Source organism: Candidatus Didemnitutus sp. (assembly GCA_019634575.1).
In the GTDB taxonomy this organism is placed as follows: Bacteria; Verrucomicrobiota; Verrucomicrobiia; order Opitutales; family Opitutaceae; genus Didemnitutus.
The window spans coordinates 567,667-584,663 of sequence record JAHCAY010000001.1 but is presented as its reverse complement, the minus strand read 5'-3'; the positions used below and the strand labels follow the sequence as shown (position 1 = coordinate 584,663).

Annotated in this window: 15 protein-coding genes; 3 read left to right on the top strand and 12 right to left on the bottom strand. The window is 64.8% G+C overall.

From position 1 onward, the window contains the following. Nucleotide 1: 1 nt before the first annotated feature. From KF715_02525 to KF715_02480, 10 genes are all read right to left on the bottom strand, one after another. Nucleotides 2-511: a zf-HC2 domain-containing protein gene (locus tag KF715_02525; protein MBX3735539.1), complete on the bottom strand. Its 510-nt coding sequence runs from the start codon at nt 509-511 to the stop codon at nt 2-4. A gap of 11 nt (nt 512-522) precedes the next feature. Continuing rightward, complete coding sequence (locus KF715_02520) at nt 523-903, bottom strand: hypothetical protein (GenBank protein MBX3735538.1); 381 nt, start codon at nt 901-903, stop codon at nt 523-525. Nucleotides 904-974: 71 nt separating this feature from the next. After that, a complete protein-coding gene (locus KF715_02515; GenBank protein ID MBX3735537.1) occupies nt 975-1,436 on the bottom strand; it encodes a hypothetical protein in 462 nt (153 codons plus the stop codon). Continuing rightward, nucleotides 1,433-2,029 (bottom strand): sigma-70 family RNA polymerase sigma factor, encoded by a 597-nt coding sequence (locus KF715_02510; protein MBX3735536.1) that lies wholly within the window; start codon nt 2,027-2,029, stop codon nt 1,433-1,435. Before KF715_02510 ends, KF715_02515 begins: the two co-directional genes overlap by 4 nt. A 37-nt stretch (nt 2,030-2,066) precedes the next feature. Beyond that, the gene (locus KF715_02505; GenBank protein ID MBX3735535.1) at nt 2,067-3,251 is read right to left on the bottom strand and encodes an aminopeptidase; all 1,185 of its coding nucleotides are present in this window, start codon (nt 3,249-3,251) and stop codon (nt 2,067-2,069) included. Then, the gene (locus KF715_02500; GenBank protein ID MBX3735534.1) at nt 3,251-3,793 is read right to left on the bottom strand and encodes a hypothetical protein; all 543 of its coding nucleotides are present in this window, start codon (nt 3,791-3,793) and stop codon (nt 3,251-3,253) included. Before KF715_02500 ends, KF715_02505 begins: the two co-directional genes overlap by 1 nt. Nucleotides 3,794-3,886: 93 nt before the next feature. Further along, nucleotides 3,887-5,119 carry a hypothetical protein gene (locus KF715_02495; GenBank protein MBX3735533.1) on the bottom strand — a complete coding sequence of 411 codons (1,233 nt, stop codon included), beginning with the start codon at nt 5,117-5,119 and terminating at the stop codon, nt 3,887-3,889. A 127-nt stretch (nt 5,120-5,246) separates the two neighbouring features. After that, a complete protein-coding gene (locus tag KF715_02490; protein ID MBX3735532.1) occupies nt 5,247-6,197 on the bottom strand; it encodes a ketose-bisphosphate aldolase in 951 nt (316 codons plus the stop codon). 63 nt (nt 6,198-6,260) lie between these two features. Further along, nucleotides 6,261-7,310 (bottom strand): hypothetical protein, encoded by a 1,050-nt coding sequence (locus KF715_02485; protein MBX3735531.1) that lies wholly within the window; start codon nt 7,308-7,310, stop codon nt 6,261-6,263. A gap of 229 nt (nt 7,311-7,539) precedes the next feature. Beyond that, nucleotides 7,540-10,356: a DNA topoisomerase 3 gene (locus tag KF715_02480; protein ID MBX3735530.1), complete on the bottom strand. Its 2,817-nt coding sequence runs from the start codon at nt 10,354-10,356 to the stop codon at nt 7,540-7,542. Nucleotides 10,357-10,602: 246 nt separating this feature from the next. On the opposite strand from KF715_02480, the gene KF715_02475 reads away from it, so the two are divergent. Together KF715_02475 and KF715_02470 are read left to right on the top strand one after the other, a co-directional pair. Continuing rightward, on the top strand, nt 10,603-11,265 hold the full coding sequence (locus tag KF715_02475; GenBank protein ID MBX3735529.1) for a hypothetical protein: 663 nt from the start codon (nt 10,603-10,605) through the stop codon (nt 11,263-11,265). Further along, nucleotides 11,265-12,779 (top strand): hypothetical protein, encoded by a 1,515-nt coding sequence (locus KF715_02470; protein ID MBX3735528.1) that lies wholly within the window; start codon nt 11,265-11,267, stop codon nt 12,777-12,779. The genes KF715_02475 and KF715_02470 overlap by 1 nt, the downstream gene beginning before the upstream one ends. 73 nt (nt 12,780-12,852) lie before the next feature. On the opposite strand, the gene KF715_02465 is transcribed toward KF715_02470, so the two are convergent. Then, nucleotides 12,853-14,484: a hypothetical protein gene (locus KF715_02465; GenBank protein MBX3735527.1), complete on the bottom strand. Its 1,632-nt coding sequence runs from the start codon at nt 14,482-14,484 to the stop codon at nt 12,853-12,855. A 98-nt stretch (nt 14,485-14,582) separates the two neighbouring features. Next, entirely contained in the window at nt 14,583-15,659 is a 1,077-nt protein-coding gene (locus tag KF715_02460; GenBank protein ID MBX3735526.1) for an alanine--glyoxylate aminotransferase family protein, read from the bottom strand. 96 nt (nt 15,660-15,755) lie between these two features. Here KF715_02460 and lpxK point away from each other — a divergent pair, with 96 nt between their 5' ends. Then, nucleotides 15,756-16,991: a tetraacyldisaccharide 4'-kinase gene (gene lpxK / locus KF715_02455; protein MBX3735525.1), complete on the top strand. Its 1,236-nt coding sequence runs from the start codon at nt 15,756-15,758 to the stop codon at nt 16,989-16,991. Nucleotides 16,992-16,997: the final 6 nt, after the last annotated feature.

The window sequence follows — 16,997 nt, the reverse complement described above, 5'->3', positions numbered from 1 at the left end:
CTCAACCCGAGGTGTGGCCCGTATCGGCGCTCTCGGCCCAGACGACGAGCCAGCCGCTCTCTTTGTCCGAATAGACAATCGGAGTCGCGCTTGGATCGGCGACATCGACGTAGTCGACGCGCGCGGCGAATTCCGCGCCGCTGGCGTTCGCGAGTTCGTCGCTCGGCACCGGGCGACCGACGAAGAGCGTCAGCGCCACGGCGGCGGCCGCGGCGAGGGGAGCGGAAATCCAAACGACCGGTGCGAGCCGTCGTTTTTCACGGCGCGGTGCGGAGGCGCTGCGCGTGGCATCGATCTTGGCCTGCACCGCACGCCATTCGGCGTCGATGTCCGGCAAGGGCGCGGCCTGCACATCGGCCCGCAGCGTCTCCAAGGCGGCTGCGAGCTCGGCGCGGTAGGCGCGGCACGCCGCGCACGACGCGAGGTGCGAAGCCAGCTCGGCGTGCTGAGCCGGAGTAAGCACGCCGTCGTTTTCGGTGAGCAGCAGGGATTGGGCGCTGCGACAGTTCATTGCTTCAAAAATTACCAGCGGCGGTAGCCGCGATCGTTGTAGGCGACCCACACGCGCTCGGTGCGGATTTCGTAATGGCCCTCGACGTAGCGGCGATAGGGGCGGCCCCAATGGTCGCGCTCCATCGTCCAGAAGCCCGCCACCCAGACGCGGGTGTGAACGTCGCGCCAGTAACCGCGCGGCGCGTCGTAACGGTGACCGTCGCGATAGCCGGCTTGAACGACGACGGTGTCGGGGCCGCGGTGGTTGTCGGCGAGGACGCTGCCGACGATCACGCCGCCGATGAATCCGCCGAGGACTGCGCCGGTGTCGTTGGCTTTGGCGGTCTGCGGAGCGGCGAAGGCGGAAAAGGTCACGAGCGCGAGAGCAAGAGCAGTGAGTTTGGTCTTCATGGGTTGTTCCCGTGTTGGGTTGCTCATGTGACGCGTGCCTTAGCGGGCTTATTCAAATTTCCGCGGCGTCCTTACTCCGCCACAATGAAAACCGCATAAACCTCTCCGGGGACGCGACCTGTGGGTGGACCGCCGAGCACGGCGGGCACGCCGGGGCGCCGGAAAGTGATGCCGGTGTTGATGAGGGTCTTTTCGCCGATGTTCGCCGACCAGCGCACACGCAGCTGGTGGGGATTCTCGCCCGCTTCGAGGGTGAGTTCGTGGCCTTGGCCGACCAGCAGCGTCACCGTCTCCTTCGGGCCGATTTCGCCGCGGTCACTGCCTTGGTATTCGAAGGATTCGAAACGCATCAGGCGGCGCAGCGTGGGCTCGTAGTTCGCAAGGCGAGGGTCGCTCTTCCCGTCGCGTTCCTGCGAGGCTGTGATGAGGAACGCGTGCAACCGCACGCGCTCCGCGGCTTGGGAGCGCACCGCCGGGGTCAGCGCCAGACCGAACAGGAGCAGCAGGATGAATGTGAGACGGTTGGTTTTCATCGGGAAGGTTTCAGTTTCTGGGCGAGCATTTTCCGTGCGTGATAGAGGCGCGACATGACGGTGCCGATGGGCAGCTCCATTGCCTGCGCGATTTCCTCGTAGCTGAGGCCTTGCACTTCGCGGAGCGTGAGGACGGCGCGGTGTTTGGGCGGCAGTGCGTCGAGGGCGCGCTGGAGTTGCTCGCGGCGCTCGCCACCCTCGGCCTCGTCGCGGGCGGTGGTCTCGGTCGATGGCTCCGCGACCATCACGGCCTCGGGCGGTGCGTCTTCGCCCGCGCTGGCGAACGGCAGGAACCGGTCGAACCAGCGGCGGCGCTTGCGGAGATGATCGAGGGATTTGCGCACGGCGATGGGGTGGACCCAGGTCGTGAACTTCGCGTCGCCGCGGAAGCGCGGCAATTCCTGCCAGACCTTGACCCACACCTCCTGTGTGACGTCGCGCGCGTCGTGTTCATTCCGCAAAATGCCGAATACCGTCCGGAAAACCGGCTCGTAGTGCGCGCGCATGAGCTGGCCGAACGCCGCTTGGTCGCCGGCGCTGGCGCGCAGGAGCAAGTCGGGATCGTTGGCGGGGCTGGGGGGGGAGTCCGGCACGGGACGCGATGGACAGGGAAGGGCGGCGCGCGGTTCCTTAACTGAGCTCCGCGCGGGCGTCGAGCGGCAGGTCGACGTGCACAAGGCTGCGATTCACGGCGCGCTTCCACCAACCGCGGTGACAGAACGGATACGCCTCGCCGAGCGCGATGTGGTTGGCCGCGTTTTCGTCGAGCAGGGGATGGTGAAACACCGCGCGCGTGGCGGGCCAGGACGGGGGCGGCGCGCCGAGTTCAGCAGCGAGCAATGCCACCTCGCCGAGCCGCACGGCGCCCTCGTCGGTGGCGAGGAGCTCGCGGAGCAGATCGGCGTTCGTGCGAGCAGCGGACGCGACAACGCGTCCGGCGCGGAACTCGAGTTCGATGCCTTCGATCGTGGTGCCGGCGTGACAAACCGGGCGAGCGACGCGGATGCGGCCATTCGCACTGCGACAATCGGGGGCAGTGAAAATCTCCTCGGTCGGCAGGTTAATGACGTGGCGCACGCCGCGTTTTGTGTGCTGCGCGGCCGTGCACCAGTGGTGTTGGGGCGGGAGCTTGAGGATGAGATCGGTGCCTGCGCCAGTGAAGTGCACGACGGTGCGGCGCGCGGCGTTCAGTTTGTCGGCCGTCGCGACCAGGCGGTCGAGGTGCTCGTTCCAATAGTCGGTGGCGCGACCGTCACCGGTCGCGCGCGCGCTGTCGAAGACGCAGCGCCACAGTGCAGCGAGGCGTTGTTCGCTCGGCAGGTCGGCGAAGGTCAGCGCAGCCCAGCTCGGCGAAGGGGCGGGAGCGATGCACCACTGCGCGGCGCCGCGGACGAGCTGTTGCACGATCGGCCCGAAGTGGCGCCAAGTGATCTCGTGCTGGGCGGCGAGGTTGGCCGCCGGCACGCCCTCCATCAGTCGCGGCTGGCTGCCGGTGAGAAAGAGGAAGGCGCCGCCGCGGCGGAGATGATGCGCGAGCCGTGACGTGTTCTGTTCCACGAGCCGGTCGAAGGTGCCGCGCTGGTCGGCCTCGGCCATCGCGCGGATTTGCGTGCTGGGGCTCCAGAGCACTTCCACGCCGCCGCCTGTTCCGGTTGCGGCGCGCTGAACGGCTTCGACCAGCACTTCGGCGCTGCGGGCGACGCCCTGTTGGTCGTAAGGATCGGTGACGAGCAGCTTCTGGCCGGGTTGGAGATTGACGCCGACGCGCACGATGGCGTCGGCGTAGTCGTTCAAGCGGACGGCGAAATCGTTCATCACGCCGTGAGGAGATGGAAATGTTCCACGATCCGTCGCGCGGCGTCGGGGGCGGTCATCCGCCCGGTGTCGATGCGCAGATCGGTGCGCGGGATTTTCGGCTGATCGAAGGCGCCGTCGGCGCGCAGTTGTGCGTAGAGCCGGACATCGGTGAGCTTGTGAAATTGCCGCCGTTGCGCCGAACCGAGCCGGTCGGCGATCTGCGCCTCGCTGGCGTGGAGTTTGACGGAGTGCAGCACGACGCCCTCGCGCGTGCCGAGCTCGTGAAAGAGCCAGTCGATGAACGCCGCGGGGACGGTGTTCTCGGGATTGAAGGTGGAAATCAGTCCGGGCGGTCGGCGATCGACCGCGAGCTCGAGGTGCCCGCGCCAGCCGGCATCGCGCTCGGCGATGAATTCCGGCGTCCCGAAGGCGTGGCGGCGCAGCACCGCGTCGACCACGATGTGGTTGTGAAACAGCTCGTAGCCCGTGAGCGCAGCGAGCTCGCGGCCGACGGTGTATTTGCCGGTGGCGGGCGCGCCGTGGAGGAAGACGAGGTTCATGCGGACTCGATTTAGGCTCACGGCCGGCCGCAGGGATGACGAGCGCTTACTTGCCGACGAGAAGGTCTCGCTTCGGCGAAAGCGGACCGGCGATCATCGCGGCGGCGTGCTCGCCGCGCGGCGAATGGCGAAGACCTGAACGGCGTCGAGTGCGCCGTAGTCTTTGGTGCCAGAAAAGTCCAAGCTGCCGATGGTGGTGGCCAGGGCAGTGTCGCCGATGCTGAAATTGCGTTCAGCGAGTTCTGTTCCAGGGGGAGGCTGAACCCGCGTGGCAGCGAGGTTGAGTCGTTGGCGAGCATCGATGAACTGTTCGTAATCCTCCGCGGGGCTCGGATTTGGTCCGAGATCAACAGTGGGAGATGTGACCTGGAAATCGTCGAGATTCAGCTCCCCTGAGGTTTGTCCACCCACCACGTAGATGCGACCGTTGTGAGCGATCGCCGTCGAGCCACGGGCGGCCTGATAGTCGAGGGCGTAAGGTTCCGAGCGTTTGGTCTTCAGATCATAGGCGATCAAGTCCGTTTCGCCGAACAACAGGAGGTAGTGATCGGCGAGTGTTGCGGAGGTCGTGCTGGTCGCCCGGTGCAGCGGTGGCAGGATGCGCCAGATATTCTCGGTGGGAATGTAGACCTCGACGTCTCGCAACTCTCGCCGGGAACGGGTTCCGCCGGCCACAATCGCGAAACCGGTGACGACGGTGGCGGCACACTCGCGTGCGGTGGGCATTGTCATGCCGACGCTCCAGCGATTCTGATTCAGATCGAAGACTTCAACCGAGTTGGTGTCCACGATATGGCCGTTGCGGACCTTGGCACCGCCGAAGACGTAAAGCCGACTGCCGATCGCGACGCATCCGAAATTGGCCTTCGCCGTGGGAAGCGGTGGACCGAATCGGCTCGTTCCACTCGCGAGATCGACAATCTCCATGGAATCCTCGAACACACGGGAGGAACGAATGGAACTGCCGCGGTAGCCGCCGACCACGTAGAGCTGTCCATTCGAGATCGCGACGGCGTGATTGCGTCGAGGGATGGCTAATCGGGCTACGATCTCGGAGGTGTTGCGTTCAAGGTCGAGGCGCTCGATCTCGCCAATGCTCTGCCCGTGCGTGTTGGCGCCGCCGACGACATAGATATATCTGCCGTCTGCCACGAGCGCGGCACCGTAGCGGGCCACGTGCAAGCGGAGCGGCACCTCTACTTTAACGATCGGTGCCGTCGGCGCCCGAACGGGGAAGTCGGGTAAGTTGACGATTTTCTCCGGAGCGGCCGCCATCGCCGCGCAGCAGATGAAATGCAGTAGAGCGATACGGAAAACGACTGGCACAGACGCGATAGAGCGAATGTAGCACACGAGGGGAAGTCCGAATTGCGCACCCGCGGAAAGGGCAGCAAAAAAACGCCGCCTCGGGCGAGGCGGCGTCGGAAGGAGGCGGCGAGCGCGATGTGCGCGCTTACTTGCCGAGGCTCTGGCGGAGGGCGTCGAGCTGGCCGGCGGAGCCGAGCAGCACGTTGCGCGAGGCGATGAACTTCGCGTATTCCTCGATGAAGATCTTGCCCGGCGGGCGGAAGTCGAACTCGGCGGGCTTGTCGCGGAAGAACTCGCGGTGCACGCGCGTCCAGACGAGGCGGCCGTCGGTGTCGATGTTGATCTTGGTGACGCCGAGCTTGGCGGCGGGGAGATACTCGTTCACGTCGACGCCCATCGAGTCCTTGATGGTGCCGCCGGCGGCGTTGATGCGGTCGACTTCGTCCTTCGGCACGCTGGAGCTACCGTGCATGACGAGCGGGAAGCCGGGCATGCGGGCCTTGATCTTCTCGAGCACGTCGAAGTGGAGGGATTGCTTGCCCTTGAACTTGAAGGCGCCGTGCGAGGTGCCGATGGCGCAGGCGAGGGAGTCGCAACCGGTCTTCTTGACGAAGTCCTCGGCCTCGGCCGGGTTGGTGAGAGTGGCGTGGCCGTCCTCGACCTTGATGTCTTCCTCGACGCCGCCGAGCATGCCGAGTTCGGCTTCGACGGAGATGCCCTTGGCGTGGGCCGCGTCGACGACGCGCTTGGTGATCGCGACGTTCTTCTCGAACGGATCGTGCGAGGCGTCGATCATCACGGAGCTGTAGAAGCCCGAGTTGATGCAATCGTAGCAGGTCTCCTCGTCACCGTGGTCCAGGTGCACCGCGAAGATCGCCTCGGGGAAGATCTCGTCCGCCGAGCGGATGATCGCCTCGAGCATCTTCTTGTCGGTGTATTTGCGGGCGCCCTTCGAGATTTGGATGATGAAGGGGGCCTTCGAGCTGATGCAGCCCTTGAACAGGCCCATGGCCTGCTCCGCGTTGTTGATGTTGTAGGCGCCGATGGCGTATTTGCCGTAGGCGTGTTTGAAGAGCTGGGCGGTTGTGACGATCATAACGGGGGAGAGAGCCCAAGATTTAACTCTCCGCGCGAAACAGCGACAAGCTGTAAGTTTGTGTCAGCCCCGCGGCGGCGTGGGAATCTGCGCGGGCGTGGTTGTGGAGGGTGCGCCTGTGCCGGTGCTCGTGCCGGGGCCGCCGCGCCGCTGGAACTGCTCGCGCATGAGCTTGGCGAGCTGCGCCTGCGCCTGTTGCTCGGCTTGGAGCTGTTGCAGCGCCTGTTGCTGGCTGGCGGACAGGACCGTGGCGGACTGTTGGAGGGCGTTGTCGGTGATTTGCGCACCGCCGTTGCCGCCGAAGCCGAGGCGGCCTGCGGGAGTGCGAACGCCGCCGGCGCTCGGATTTTTTTGTTCGGTCGTGGTGGCGAGGAGCTGCACGAGCTGTTCCGATTGCGCGTCGGTGAGCGGCGCGTCGGTGTAGCTCAGGCGCTGCTGGAGCTGGGAAACGACGGTGCGCTGCGGCTGGGTCTGCTCGAAGTTCTGATACTGCGCGAACGCGGCGTCGCCGATCGTGGCGCGGATGTTGTTGTCGACTTCGTTCTGCGCGTTCTGCACGAGCGCGCGGAGTTCGTCGCGGTTGTCGCGGCCGGTCAGGCCTTGCGAGCGGGCGGCGGCCATCACGTCGGCGACGGACGTGCGTTTCTCGACGAGGAGGTTTTTGAACTGCTCGAGCTGCGCGGGCGTGAGGTTGAGGTTTTTGAACAGCGTGGCGTAGCGGGAGTCGAGCGCGCCGCGTTGCTGTTGGGCCATCAGGCGCTGGATTTCGGGATTGTCCATCATGGCCATGAACCGGCCGAACGGGCCGCCTTCGGCTTCGCGCGCGAAACGGATCGTGGCGTCGACCGCGGCATTTTCGACCGAGCCATCGCCGGGGCCAGGCTCGCCGTCAGATCCCGGGCCGCCGCGACGATTGCGGAGCTGCGCTTCGAGTTCGCCGCGGCGTTTGTCGGCGTCCCAGAGTTTCTTGCGGAGATCGTTGCGTTCCTTCTCGAGCGACTCGGCGGCGTTGCGGGCTAGTTTCAGCGCTTTCTGCTGCTGAAAGGCGTAGAAAACACTAGTGGCGGCAACGAGGGCAAAGACAATGACAGACAGGCGAAGCAGCGTGCGCATGGCGGGAGAGGTGCGCCACTACGCCACGGTTTCAGTCGAGGCGCGAGGGGAAAGGTGACGTGAGGAGAGGGCGCGGCGCACGCGCCGGACGCAGTCTCGCGTCGAAGCGAGCGGGAGCGGCGGGGCTTTGCCGCCGCGGGCGGGCGCGGCGAAATTCCGACTAATTCCGCTACGACGGAGAGGTGTTTCCTGGCGAAGTGCTGACGAACTTCGCTACGAGGTGAACAATCTACCGTGGTGGGAACTCGAACTCGGCCTTGTCCTTCTTCGCGGAGAGCACGAGGTAGGCGCTGAACTTGTTGCCGCGTTTTGACACGAAGCCCTCGATGAGGTCGCTCTTGCCGTCGGCGAGGAGCTTCTGGACAACCGCAGGCGCGATGTCGTGCTCGCAGAGTTTCTTCGCGAGTTTGAAGACCTGGCGGTTGTCCTGCTCGGGCTTGCGCACGTAGTAGGCCTCGCCGAGCTCGACCAACTCGCCGCCGTCGTGCGCGGGGCTCTTGCCGAGGACGGCGGCCTTCGAGAGGTCGACCTTGGCGCGGGCTTTGCGCTCGATGGGCTTGCCGTCCTTGTCGAGCTTCGGGGCGCGCGGCGGGAATTCCCACGCGATGCGCGCGCCTTCGTGTTTGAGGAACGCATCGAACGGACGGCCTTTTTTCGAGATGAAGCCTTGGATGAGGCCGGTCTTGCCCTTCGAGATGAGGTCGATCGCCATTTCGTGCGTGATCGGCTTCTGACAGAGGATGCGGCCGAGGCGGAACGTCTGCTTCCAACCGCCCTCCGCCGCGGGATCACGCTCGCGGAGGATGAAGCTGCTGCCGTTTTCGCAGAGCTCGGCGCCGGTTTCTGGATGCGTCCAGAACGGCGTGAGGCCGCTGATGTCGGCCTTGTCGCCGAAATCGAACTCGGTCTTCCACTTCTTGGTCTTCGTGCCGTCTTTCTCCTCTTCCTCGACTTGGTTGAGCTTGAGGAGCGCGGAGAAACGGTTGCGTGTCTTCGCGGAAATGAAGCCGTCGAGCGGACCGACTTTGCCGGTGGAGACGAGTTCCTTGACCTCGTGCTCCTCCATGCGGCGACCGCCGATGACCTTGTAGATCATGAGTTCGCCGTCCTGCGACTTGTAGCCGCGGAGCGTCTCGCGCAGGGGCTTGCCGTCGGTGGGCGAGGGGATGTCGGTCTCGCGCGCGATCGAGTCGTCTTCCTCGAAACCCTTCACGCGTTCGACGATGCCCTTCGTCTCCTTGACGATCTCGGCCATGAATTTCTCGCGCGGGAATTTTCCGTGCTCCATCTGGCGGAGGTTGAACTCCCACTCGCCGGTCATCGCGGGCGAGGTGATATCCTCGGCCTTCACGGCGCTGAGAAACTGGATCAGCTGCTCGGCCTTGGCACTCGGGACGAGTTCGCGCTGATTGCGGTCGAGATACTTCTGATAGATGAGGCCGTCGATCGTGTCGGCGCGCGTCGCGGGCGTGCCGAGGCCGCGTTCCTTCATCGCCTCGGCGAGTTCGTCGTCGTCGACAAGCTTGCCGGCTGTTTCCATCGCCGAAAGCAGCGTGGCTTCCGTGTAGCGCGGCGGCGGGCGGGTGGCTTCCTCGTGCAGTTCGGTGGAGAGAGTCTTGGCTTTGCCGGCGTCGTCGGCGGACATCGCGGGCAGCGCCTTCGAGTCCGGTGAATCCTCGTCGACCGTGCTCTTGCCATAGACTTCGAGCCAGCCGGGGACGGTGAGGACCTTGCCCTCGGTCTTGAAATTATGACCGGCGACCGTGCTCGTGCGTGTGGTGACGTCGAACTCCGCCGCAGGGAAGAACGCTGAGACGAAGCGCCGCGCGATCATGTCGAAGATTTTCGCTTCGGCCTCGTCGAGGTGCTTCGCCTCGTGCTCGGTCGGGATGATGGCGAAGTGGTCGGAGACTTGCGCGTTATTGAAAATGCGCTTGTTGAACTGGACGTAACCCTGTTCGAGCGCCTTGTGCGCGTGCGGCGCGAGGGCACCGTGTAAGTTCTGGAGCGTGCGTCGCACGACGGGCAGATAATCCTCCGGCAGCGCCCGCGAGTCCGTGCGGGGGTAGGTGATCATCTTGTGCTTTTCGTAGAGCGCCTGCGCGATCTGCAGCGTGCGCTTGGCCGGAAAACCGTAACGGCCGTTCGCCTCGCGCTGGAGGGTCGTGAGGTCGTAGAGGCGCGGGGCGATCTGCGAGCTGGCCTTCTTTTCCTCGGAAACGGCGGCGAGCGGCTGGCCGGCGCAGGCAGCGACGATCGCCTCGGCCTTGGCTTTCTCCCAAAGGCGATCGATGCGGTCGTGTTCGTCGTCGCTCTTCTTGAAATCCGGGCGCTGGTAGGTGCCTTCGTATTCGCCCTTCGCGATGCCGAACTTCGCCGTCACGCGCCAGTAGCCGCGCGGCTTGAAATTACGGATCTCGAGCTCGCGCGCGTAGACGAGCGCGAGGGTGGGCGTCTGCACGCGGCCGACGGACGCGACGTTGCCGGCGCGCGAGCCGAACATGCGCTTGGTGATGGCGCGCGTGCCGTTGATACCGATGAGCCAGTCGCTCTCGCTGCGGCAGCGCGCCGCATCGGCCAGGCCTTGCATCTCCGCGTCGTCGCGCAGGTGCAGGAACGCCTCGCGAATGCCCTCGTTGGTCATCGACGAGAGCCAGAGGCGCTTCACGGGGTGCTTGTTCTTCGCGAGCAGCGCGAGGTTCTTGAAAATGAGTTCGCCCTCGCGGCCCGCGTCGCAGGCGTTGATGACTTCTTTGATGTCCTTCCGGGCGATGAGCTTCTTGAGGAGATTATAGCGATCCTTGGAGCTCTCGATCGGCTTCAGCTCGAATTTCTCCGGAATGATCGGGAGCGTCTCGAGGCGCCAGAAACCGTATTTCTTCTTGTCGATGTCCTCGGGCATCTGGAGTTCCACGACGTGGCCGACGGCGGAGGAGATGACGTATTCGTCGTTCTCGTAGTGGTCGCCGTGCTTGGGAACTTTGCCGAGAGCGCGGGCGATGTCAGCAGCCACGGACGGCTTCTCGGCGATGATGAGGGACTTCATTGGGAGGCGAGCGGTTACGGGGCGCCGCCGCCGATTTCAAGCACTACTTTTTTGCAAGAGCCGCGCGTGCTCGTCGGCGCGCCCGCGCGTGAGGGACGAAACCCGCGTGCGTTTTGCGTCGGAGCCGAGCCGCGGGTTCGGTGTCTGGCTTGACGCAGGCAACGTGGCTCCGCACAAGAATTTCAGTCGGCGCGCCACCGGTCGTCACCTCCCGCGGCAGTTCGCGGATATCGGGCCAGCGCGGCCGTGCTCCATCGTTTCATGCACAAACGCGTATACAGGGCTCTGGCGGCGATCGCTGCGCTCCTGGCGTTGGTGCTCTGGTTTGGATCGCGCTGGGGGTGGCAGGTGGATTCCACCGAGCGGGACGATCGGAGAGGGAAACACGAGGCGCGGTCCGAAAATCTTCGCGTCCCGGCGGCGGACACGAAGTCCGGCCGGCCGATCGACAAGGGGGCTGCCGCCTCGCTGTCTTCCCGCACACCGGCGATGCCTGTGGAACGAAAGCGCGAACTCCGGGCTTACCGCATCGCGGTGCGCGGCGGCGGGCTCGTCCTCGACGGCGTGGAACCTGTGTTCGGCGATTTCCACCATCGTCGCGGGGCGCTGCCCTGGATGGCTGGCCTGTGGTGCGTTCGCCTGCTGGATGCGAACCAGCGGGTGTTGGCGGAGGATACGGCGAAAGCCCCCGACGAGGTCTGCGTGGTGCTCGATCCGCAGCGCCGCGATGGCAGCGGCAATCCGCGCGCCGCGCAATTCGCCGGCGCTGGGGAAGAGGCGATGCTCCAGGTTCGCCTGCCGTCGCTGCCCGAGGCCAAGTGGTTGAAGGTGTATTCGCTCTCCAGCGCGGAGCGCGCGGATTGGAACACGGAACCCGCGGGCAGATTGCTGGCGACCTTTCCCCTTTGATGAGACTTCGACTCATTGGCCTCTGTTTTATTGCCGCGGTCGCGGCGCGCGCGCAGGACTCCGCGCTCTTCGCCGTGCAGGAAACCGGTCCGCGCAGCGAACGCATTAACATCGTCTTCCTCTCCGAGGGCTACACGACAGCGGACATGCCAAAGTTCGCCACCGATGTCGTCAACGCGGTCAATTTTCTCTTCTCCAAGGAGCCCTGGGCCCAATACCGCAGTTACTGCAACGTCTATCGAATCGAGGTCGCATCCAACGAGAGCGGCTGCGATAACGGCGCCACGAGCGGCGCTGGCGGCATTCGCGACACCTATTTCAACGCGGGCTTCAATACTCCGTCCGTCACTCAGCTGCTTACGCTGGGCTTGGGTGGCTCGACGAAAGCCTACGCTTTGCTCAACACGCATGTGCCGGAATACGATCTGCCGATCGTCATCGTGAACGACGCGAAATACGGCGGTGCCGGCGGCACCATCGCGGTCGCGTCCGCACACAGCCAGAGTGCGGCCGTGGTCGAGCACGAGATCGGGCACTCCTTCGCGCTCCTGGCCGACGAATACGATACGGAGTATCTGATCTACACGCCTTCGGAGAAACCCAACACCACGGCGGAGACCAACCGCAGCCTCATCCGTTGGAAGCACTGGATCGACGACACCACGCCGGTGCCGACGCCGGAGACCTCCACCTACGACAGCCTCGCGGGATTGTTCGAGGGTTCGATGTATCGCACCACCGGCTGGTATCGGCCTCACTACAATTCATTGATGAAGTCGCTGAATCGCCCCTGCGGACAGATCAACCGCGAGCAATTCGTGCTACAAATCTACTCCCGCATCCAGGCGATCGACGGCTACGCACCGTCCACCACGTGCCTGTCCGTGACTGCGCCCGCGAATCTCACTTTCTCCGTCACGCCCAAGGCGCCCACCAGCGGTCCGGCGCTCACCGTCGCGTGGCAAATCGACGGCGTCACCCAAAGCGGACAGACGAGCGCGAGCCTGAGCACGTTGTCCGATGTGATCGGCAACGGGAGCCACACGGTCACGGCCGTAGTGCAGGATCCGACCGCGTTCGTGCGGCTCGATTCCTCCAACCTGCTTCGTTCGACGACGACATGGTCGCTGACGCTCTCCGGTCAGATGCCTGCGACCTTGGCCAACTGGCGCACGACCTACGGAGCTGATACCGCGGTTGTGAGCAGCGACGGCTTACCGAATCTCGTGAAATACGCGCTCGGCCGCGCGGCGGATGTCGCGTTGCCGGCCGACCAAGCGCTGACGACGGCGGTGGCGGGCGACTACTTGACGCTCACCGTTCCGCGCCGCCTGCGGCGCAGCGACGTGAGCTATATGGTCCAAGTTTCCAGCGATCTCGTGAACTGGAATTCGGGCGCGGGCTACACGGTCACCGTGCAGGACACCGACACGCTGCTGGTGGTGCGCGATGCGACTGTGCTCAGCGCCTCGCCCGCGAGGTTCATGCGTCTCGCCGTTGGGGGCATCCCCTGAGCAGAACGCGTGCGCAGGAGCAGGTTTGGGGATATCACAAATGTGCGGTCGGTTCGCGGGGCAGATGCGCTGCCTAGCGCAAAGGCGTGGGATCAAAGCGCGCGGCGAGATTCTGGAGTTGCTCTGCTTCCCGCGAATAGCCCCATCGTGCGTGCAGCTCCGCCGCTTGCTTCAAAAAACTGCTCGCGCGCGGGAACAGCCGCTGGGCTTCAAAGCAGATGGCTAGGTCTTCTCGGCTGGGGCGAAGGCCTGCTGCCTCCCAAGTCGCGAGGGCAAGTTCATAGGTTTCGAGCACGGCCGGTTGCTGGAGCCTCGCTTCGCGCAGGGCCGCGAAGACCGCGGCGATATCGCGTTCGGACAACGGCGGCCGCTCAGCTTCAGATTTTGCACGGTTTAGGGTCGCGCGGACGAAGGCACGATTCAGCGCCGAACGTCGTTTGGTCGCGTCGAGGCCAGTGGCCAGTTGGAGAGCATTCGCGGGATCACCAAATTCGTATTCGTAGAGTGCGAGCGTGGAGACGAGCACGCTGTCTGCCGGGTCCCGTTCGTAGCCTCGGCGGAGGGTGCGCTCTGCTGCTTTTCGGTAACGGTCACCAAGAGCGGGCTCGGCAGCTTGGAGCGCACGGGCCTCTGCCAACTCCCATTCGCCGCGAACGCGGGCGATTTGCGCGGCATCAGCGGCGCGGAGTTCGTAGCGAGGCACAACCGGCGGATCGACGGCATAGATGGCGCGTTGTGCGATCGCGAGTGGCAGGAACCAGCAAAGCTCGGACTCGACCTCTTCATAGGACATCGAGAAGTAGCGCCGGAACATCGCTTCGTTAGCGGGAGTGCAGGCGCTTTCCTGAGCGAAGTTCCAAAACGCGTGGAACCACCGCCCATTTTCACTGAACAGCGCCCAGCGCGCCCACAAAGCGAGCGTCGCTTCTTCGCGCAGCGAGTAGGCTCGATCATTTTCAAGAATTGCGCCAAGCGGAGCGATCAAGCCTGACACGGGCGAGGGCATGCCTTGCTGGGGTCGCGTCGTGCGTTTTTTCTCGGCAGCGACTATCGCACGGAGCGCGGCGAGCTTTTCCCGGTCTTCTGAGATCGGCCATTTCGCCGGAAAGAGGGACACGGCTCGATCGCCGATGCGGTAACGAACATCCTCATCGTAGATTCCATCTGCGCCCCACAACGCCGAGCGCAGCCAGCGCGGAGTAGCCGGACGAACGCCATCGAGGAGGGTCCGCATTTCGAGACGGAAGGCAGAGGTGTAGCGAAGGTTTCCGCCCCAGAGGTTGATGGCGAACACTTCGCGGTCCGAAGTCATGCGCTTGATGATGTTTTCAAAATGAGCGTATCGATCACCTTCGCCGCGGATGCGCTCGAGTTTCTGGGCTTTGGCACTGTCCGGTCGTTGGTCGAAAATCAGGATCGCCATCGGCAGGGAATAGGTTGGACGCATCGCTGGTGGAAGGGTGAGCCGCCGTCCTCGGAAAATCGCACCAACGACCAATGCCGTATCCTCGTCGTTCGCCTGCGTGAGAATTTCGTATCCGGGAATCACGGCGTAGCGCCAACTCGGGCCCCAACGCGACTCCGTCACGGTGAACGGGGCCATTTCCACCACATTGTCCGCGGTTTCGCCCTCGAGAACTGTTGCGCTCCCGAGCGTCAGAATCGAAGCGCACAGCCAAAGACAATGCAGGCGGACGTTTTCCATCGGGAGCTAGGCGCGTTCCTTGCCAGAATTCGAACACCGCGGCAACAGCCGCTTACTCATTCGGCGGCTGCAAAATGGACGCCTGCGACGCCGCGCGCTTACGCACCGATCTCCGCCAGCGACGCGTCGAGGGCGGCGAGGAGTTCGGCGATGGTGGCTTCGGTTTCGTCTCCCATGTTCGAGATGCGGAAGGTCTTTCCCTTCAGCTTGCCGTAGCCGCCGTCGATCAGGAAGCCGCGCGCCTTCAATTTCGTGTTCAGCGCGGGCAGGTCGATGCCGCGCGTGTTCGCGAAACAGTTCAGCGAGACCGACGCGAAGCGCTCTTCCGGAAACAGTTTGAATCCTCGCGCATAGCCCCAGTCGCGCACCGTGCGGTTGAGGCGCACATGGCGGGCGTAGCGGGCTTCGAGTCCCTCGGCGGCGATGTCGTCGAGCTTGGAGCGCAACGCGTAGATCAGCGGGATGACCGGCGTGCTGGGCGTCATGCCGCCTTCGTGGTTTTTCTCGAATTCGAGGAGGTCGAAATAGTAACCGCGCGTCGGCGACGTCGCGGCGCGCTCGCGCGCGCGCTTCGAGACGGAAAACACCGTGAGGCCCGGCGGGAGCGCGAGCGCCTTTTGCGAACCGGCGAGCACGATGTCGAGGCCGAGCGCGTCCTGGTTGATCGGCACGGCGCTGAAGGAGCTGACGGTGTCGACGATCGCGATTACGTCGGGAAACTCGCGCAGCACCGCGGCGAGCGCGGGCAGGTCGCTCATGCAGCCGCAGGAGGTTTCGTTGTGAATGATCGTGACGGCGTCGTAGCCGCCCTTGGAAAGTTCGGCGCGGAGCGCGGCGGGGTCGACCGGCTGGCCCCACTCGAATTGCAGGCCGGCGGCGTCGAGGCCGCAGCGGCGCGCGACGTCGAGCCACTTGTCGGAAAACGCGCCGTTCATGCAGCAGAGGACTTTTTTGCGCACGACGTTGCGGAGCGTGCCTTCCATGACGCCCCACGCGCTGCTGGTCGCGAGGTAGACGGAGTTTTGGGTGCCGAACAACGCCTGCAACTGCGGCGTGAGCGTGCGGTAGAGCGCGATGAATTCGCTGCCGCGATGGCCGATCATCGGCTGCGCCATGGCGCGCAGGGTTTTCTCGGAAACGGCGATCGGACCCGGGATGTAGAGCTTGTAGGGCATGGGAAGGGCGACGCCGGAGTTGCCACTTGCGCGGCCGGCGTCAACTTGCCCATAAAAGCAGTCGCGCGCGTCGCGCGGTCAAAGCCATTTCACGTCATGCCCAACCGCTGGTTTCGCACCAAGCTCAACGAATTCGAGCAGTTCGGCATCGACGTCATCATGGGGAAGCGCGAGGGCTTCGGCGCGCTGGTCTTCGCGGGGTTCCTGCAGATGTGCTCGTATCTTTTCAGCGGCATTGCGCAGGCCCGGCTGTGGCTTTACCGGAAGCGCATCTTCCACGACACGCCGCTCGGCTGCCTCGTCGTGGTGGTGGGCAACCTCACCGTCGGCGGCACCGGCAAGACTCCCGTGGTGGAGATGTTCGCGCGTGCGCTGCGCGACCGCGGGCGCAAGGTCGCGATCCTCAGCCGCGGCTACAAGAGCAAGGCGCCGCCGCTCTGGAAGCGGCTGTGGCACGACTTCACGCACCAGGAGGCCGAGCCGCCGCGCATCGTGAGCGATGGCGAGCGGCTGTTGCTCGACTCCGAGCTGGCGGGCGACGAGCCGTTCATGCTCGCGAAGAATCTCCCCGGCGTCGTCGTGCTCGTGGACAAGGACCGCGTGAAGGCCGGCGCGTATGCGATCAAGCGTTTCGGCTGCGACACGCTCGTGCTCGACGACGGCTTCCAATACCTGCCGCTCAAGGGCCGGCTCAATCTGCTGCTCGTCGACAAGACGAACCCGTTCGGCAACGGTTTCCTGCTGCCGCGCGGCATTCTGCGCGAGCCGGTGAAGCACCTGAAGCGCGCGTCCTACGTTTTCCTCACCAAGTCGAATGGCCACCGCGACGAGGAACTCGAGCACCTGATCCGTCACTACAACCCGCACGCGGAAATCATCGAGTGCGCGCATCGGCCGCAGTTCCTCCAGCGCGTCGGCAACGGCGAGAAGCGGCCACTGGAGGATCTCAAAGGGCGGCGCATCGCGGCGTTCAGCGGCATCGCGACGCCGGAGAGTTTCGAGCGCTTCCTGCGCGAGGGTGGGGCGCACCTCGTCTACGCGCGACGGTTTCTCGACCACTATCGTTTCACGTCGGACGATTTGCGCGAGGTCTACGCCGAGGCGGAGGAGGCCGGCGCAGAGTTCATCGTCACGACCGAGAAGGATGCCGTGCGCATCGCACCGGCCGATGCGGCTCCGTCGCGCCCGCTGTATTTCCTTCGGCTCGAGATCGAGATCCTGCGCGGGGCGGCGGATTTTCAGGAGGCGGTGGGGAAAATCTGTTTTCCGCGCGGGCTGCCGGCCAACGAGCTGCCGGAGCCCGACGACGAGGCCGCGGTCGCGGCCAAGTGAGCCCGC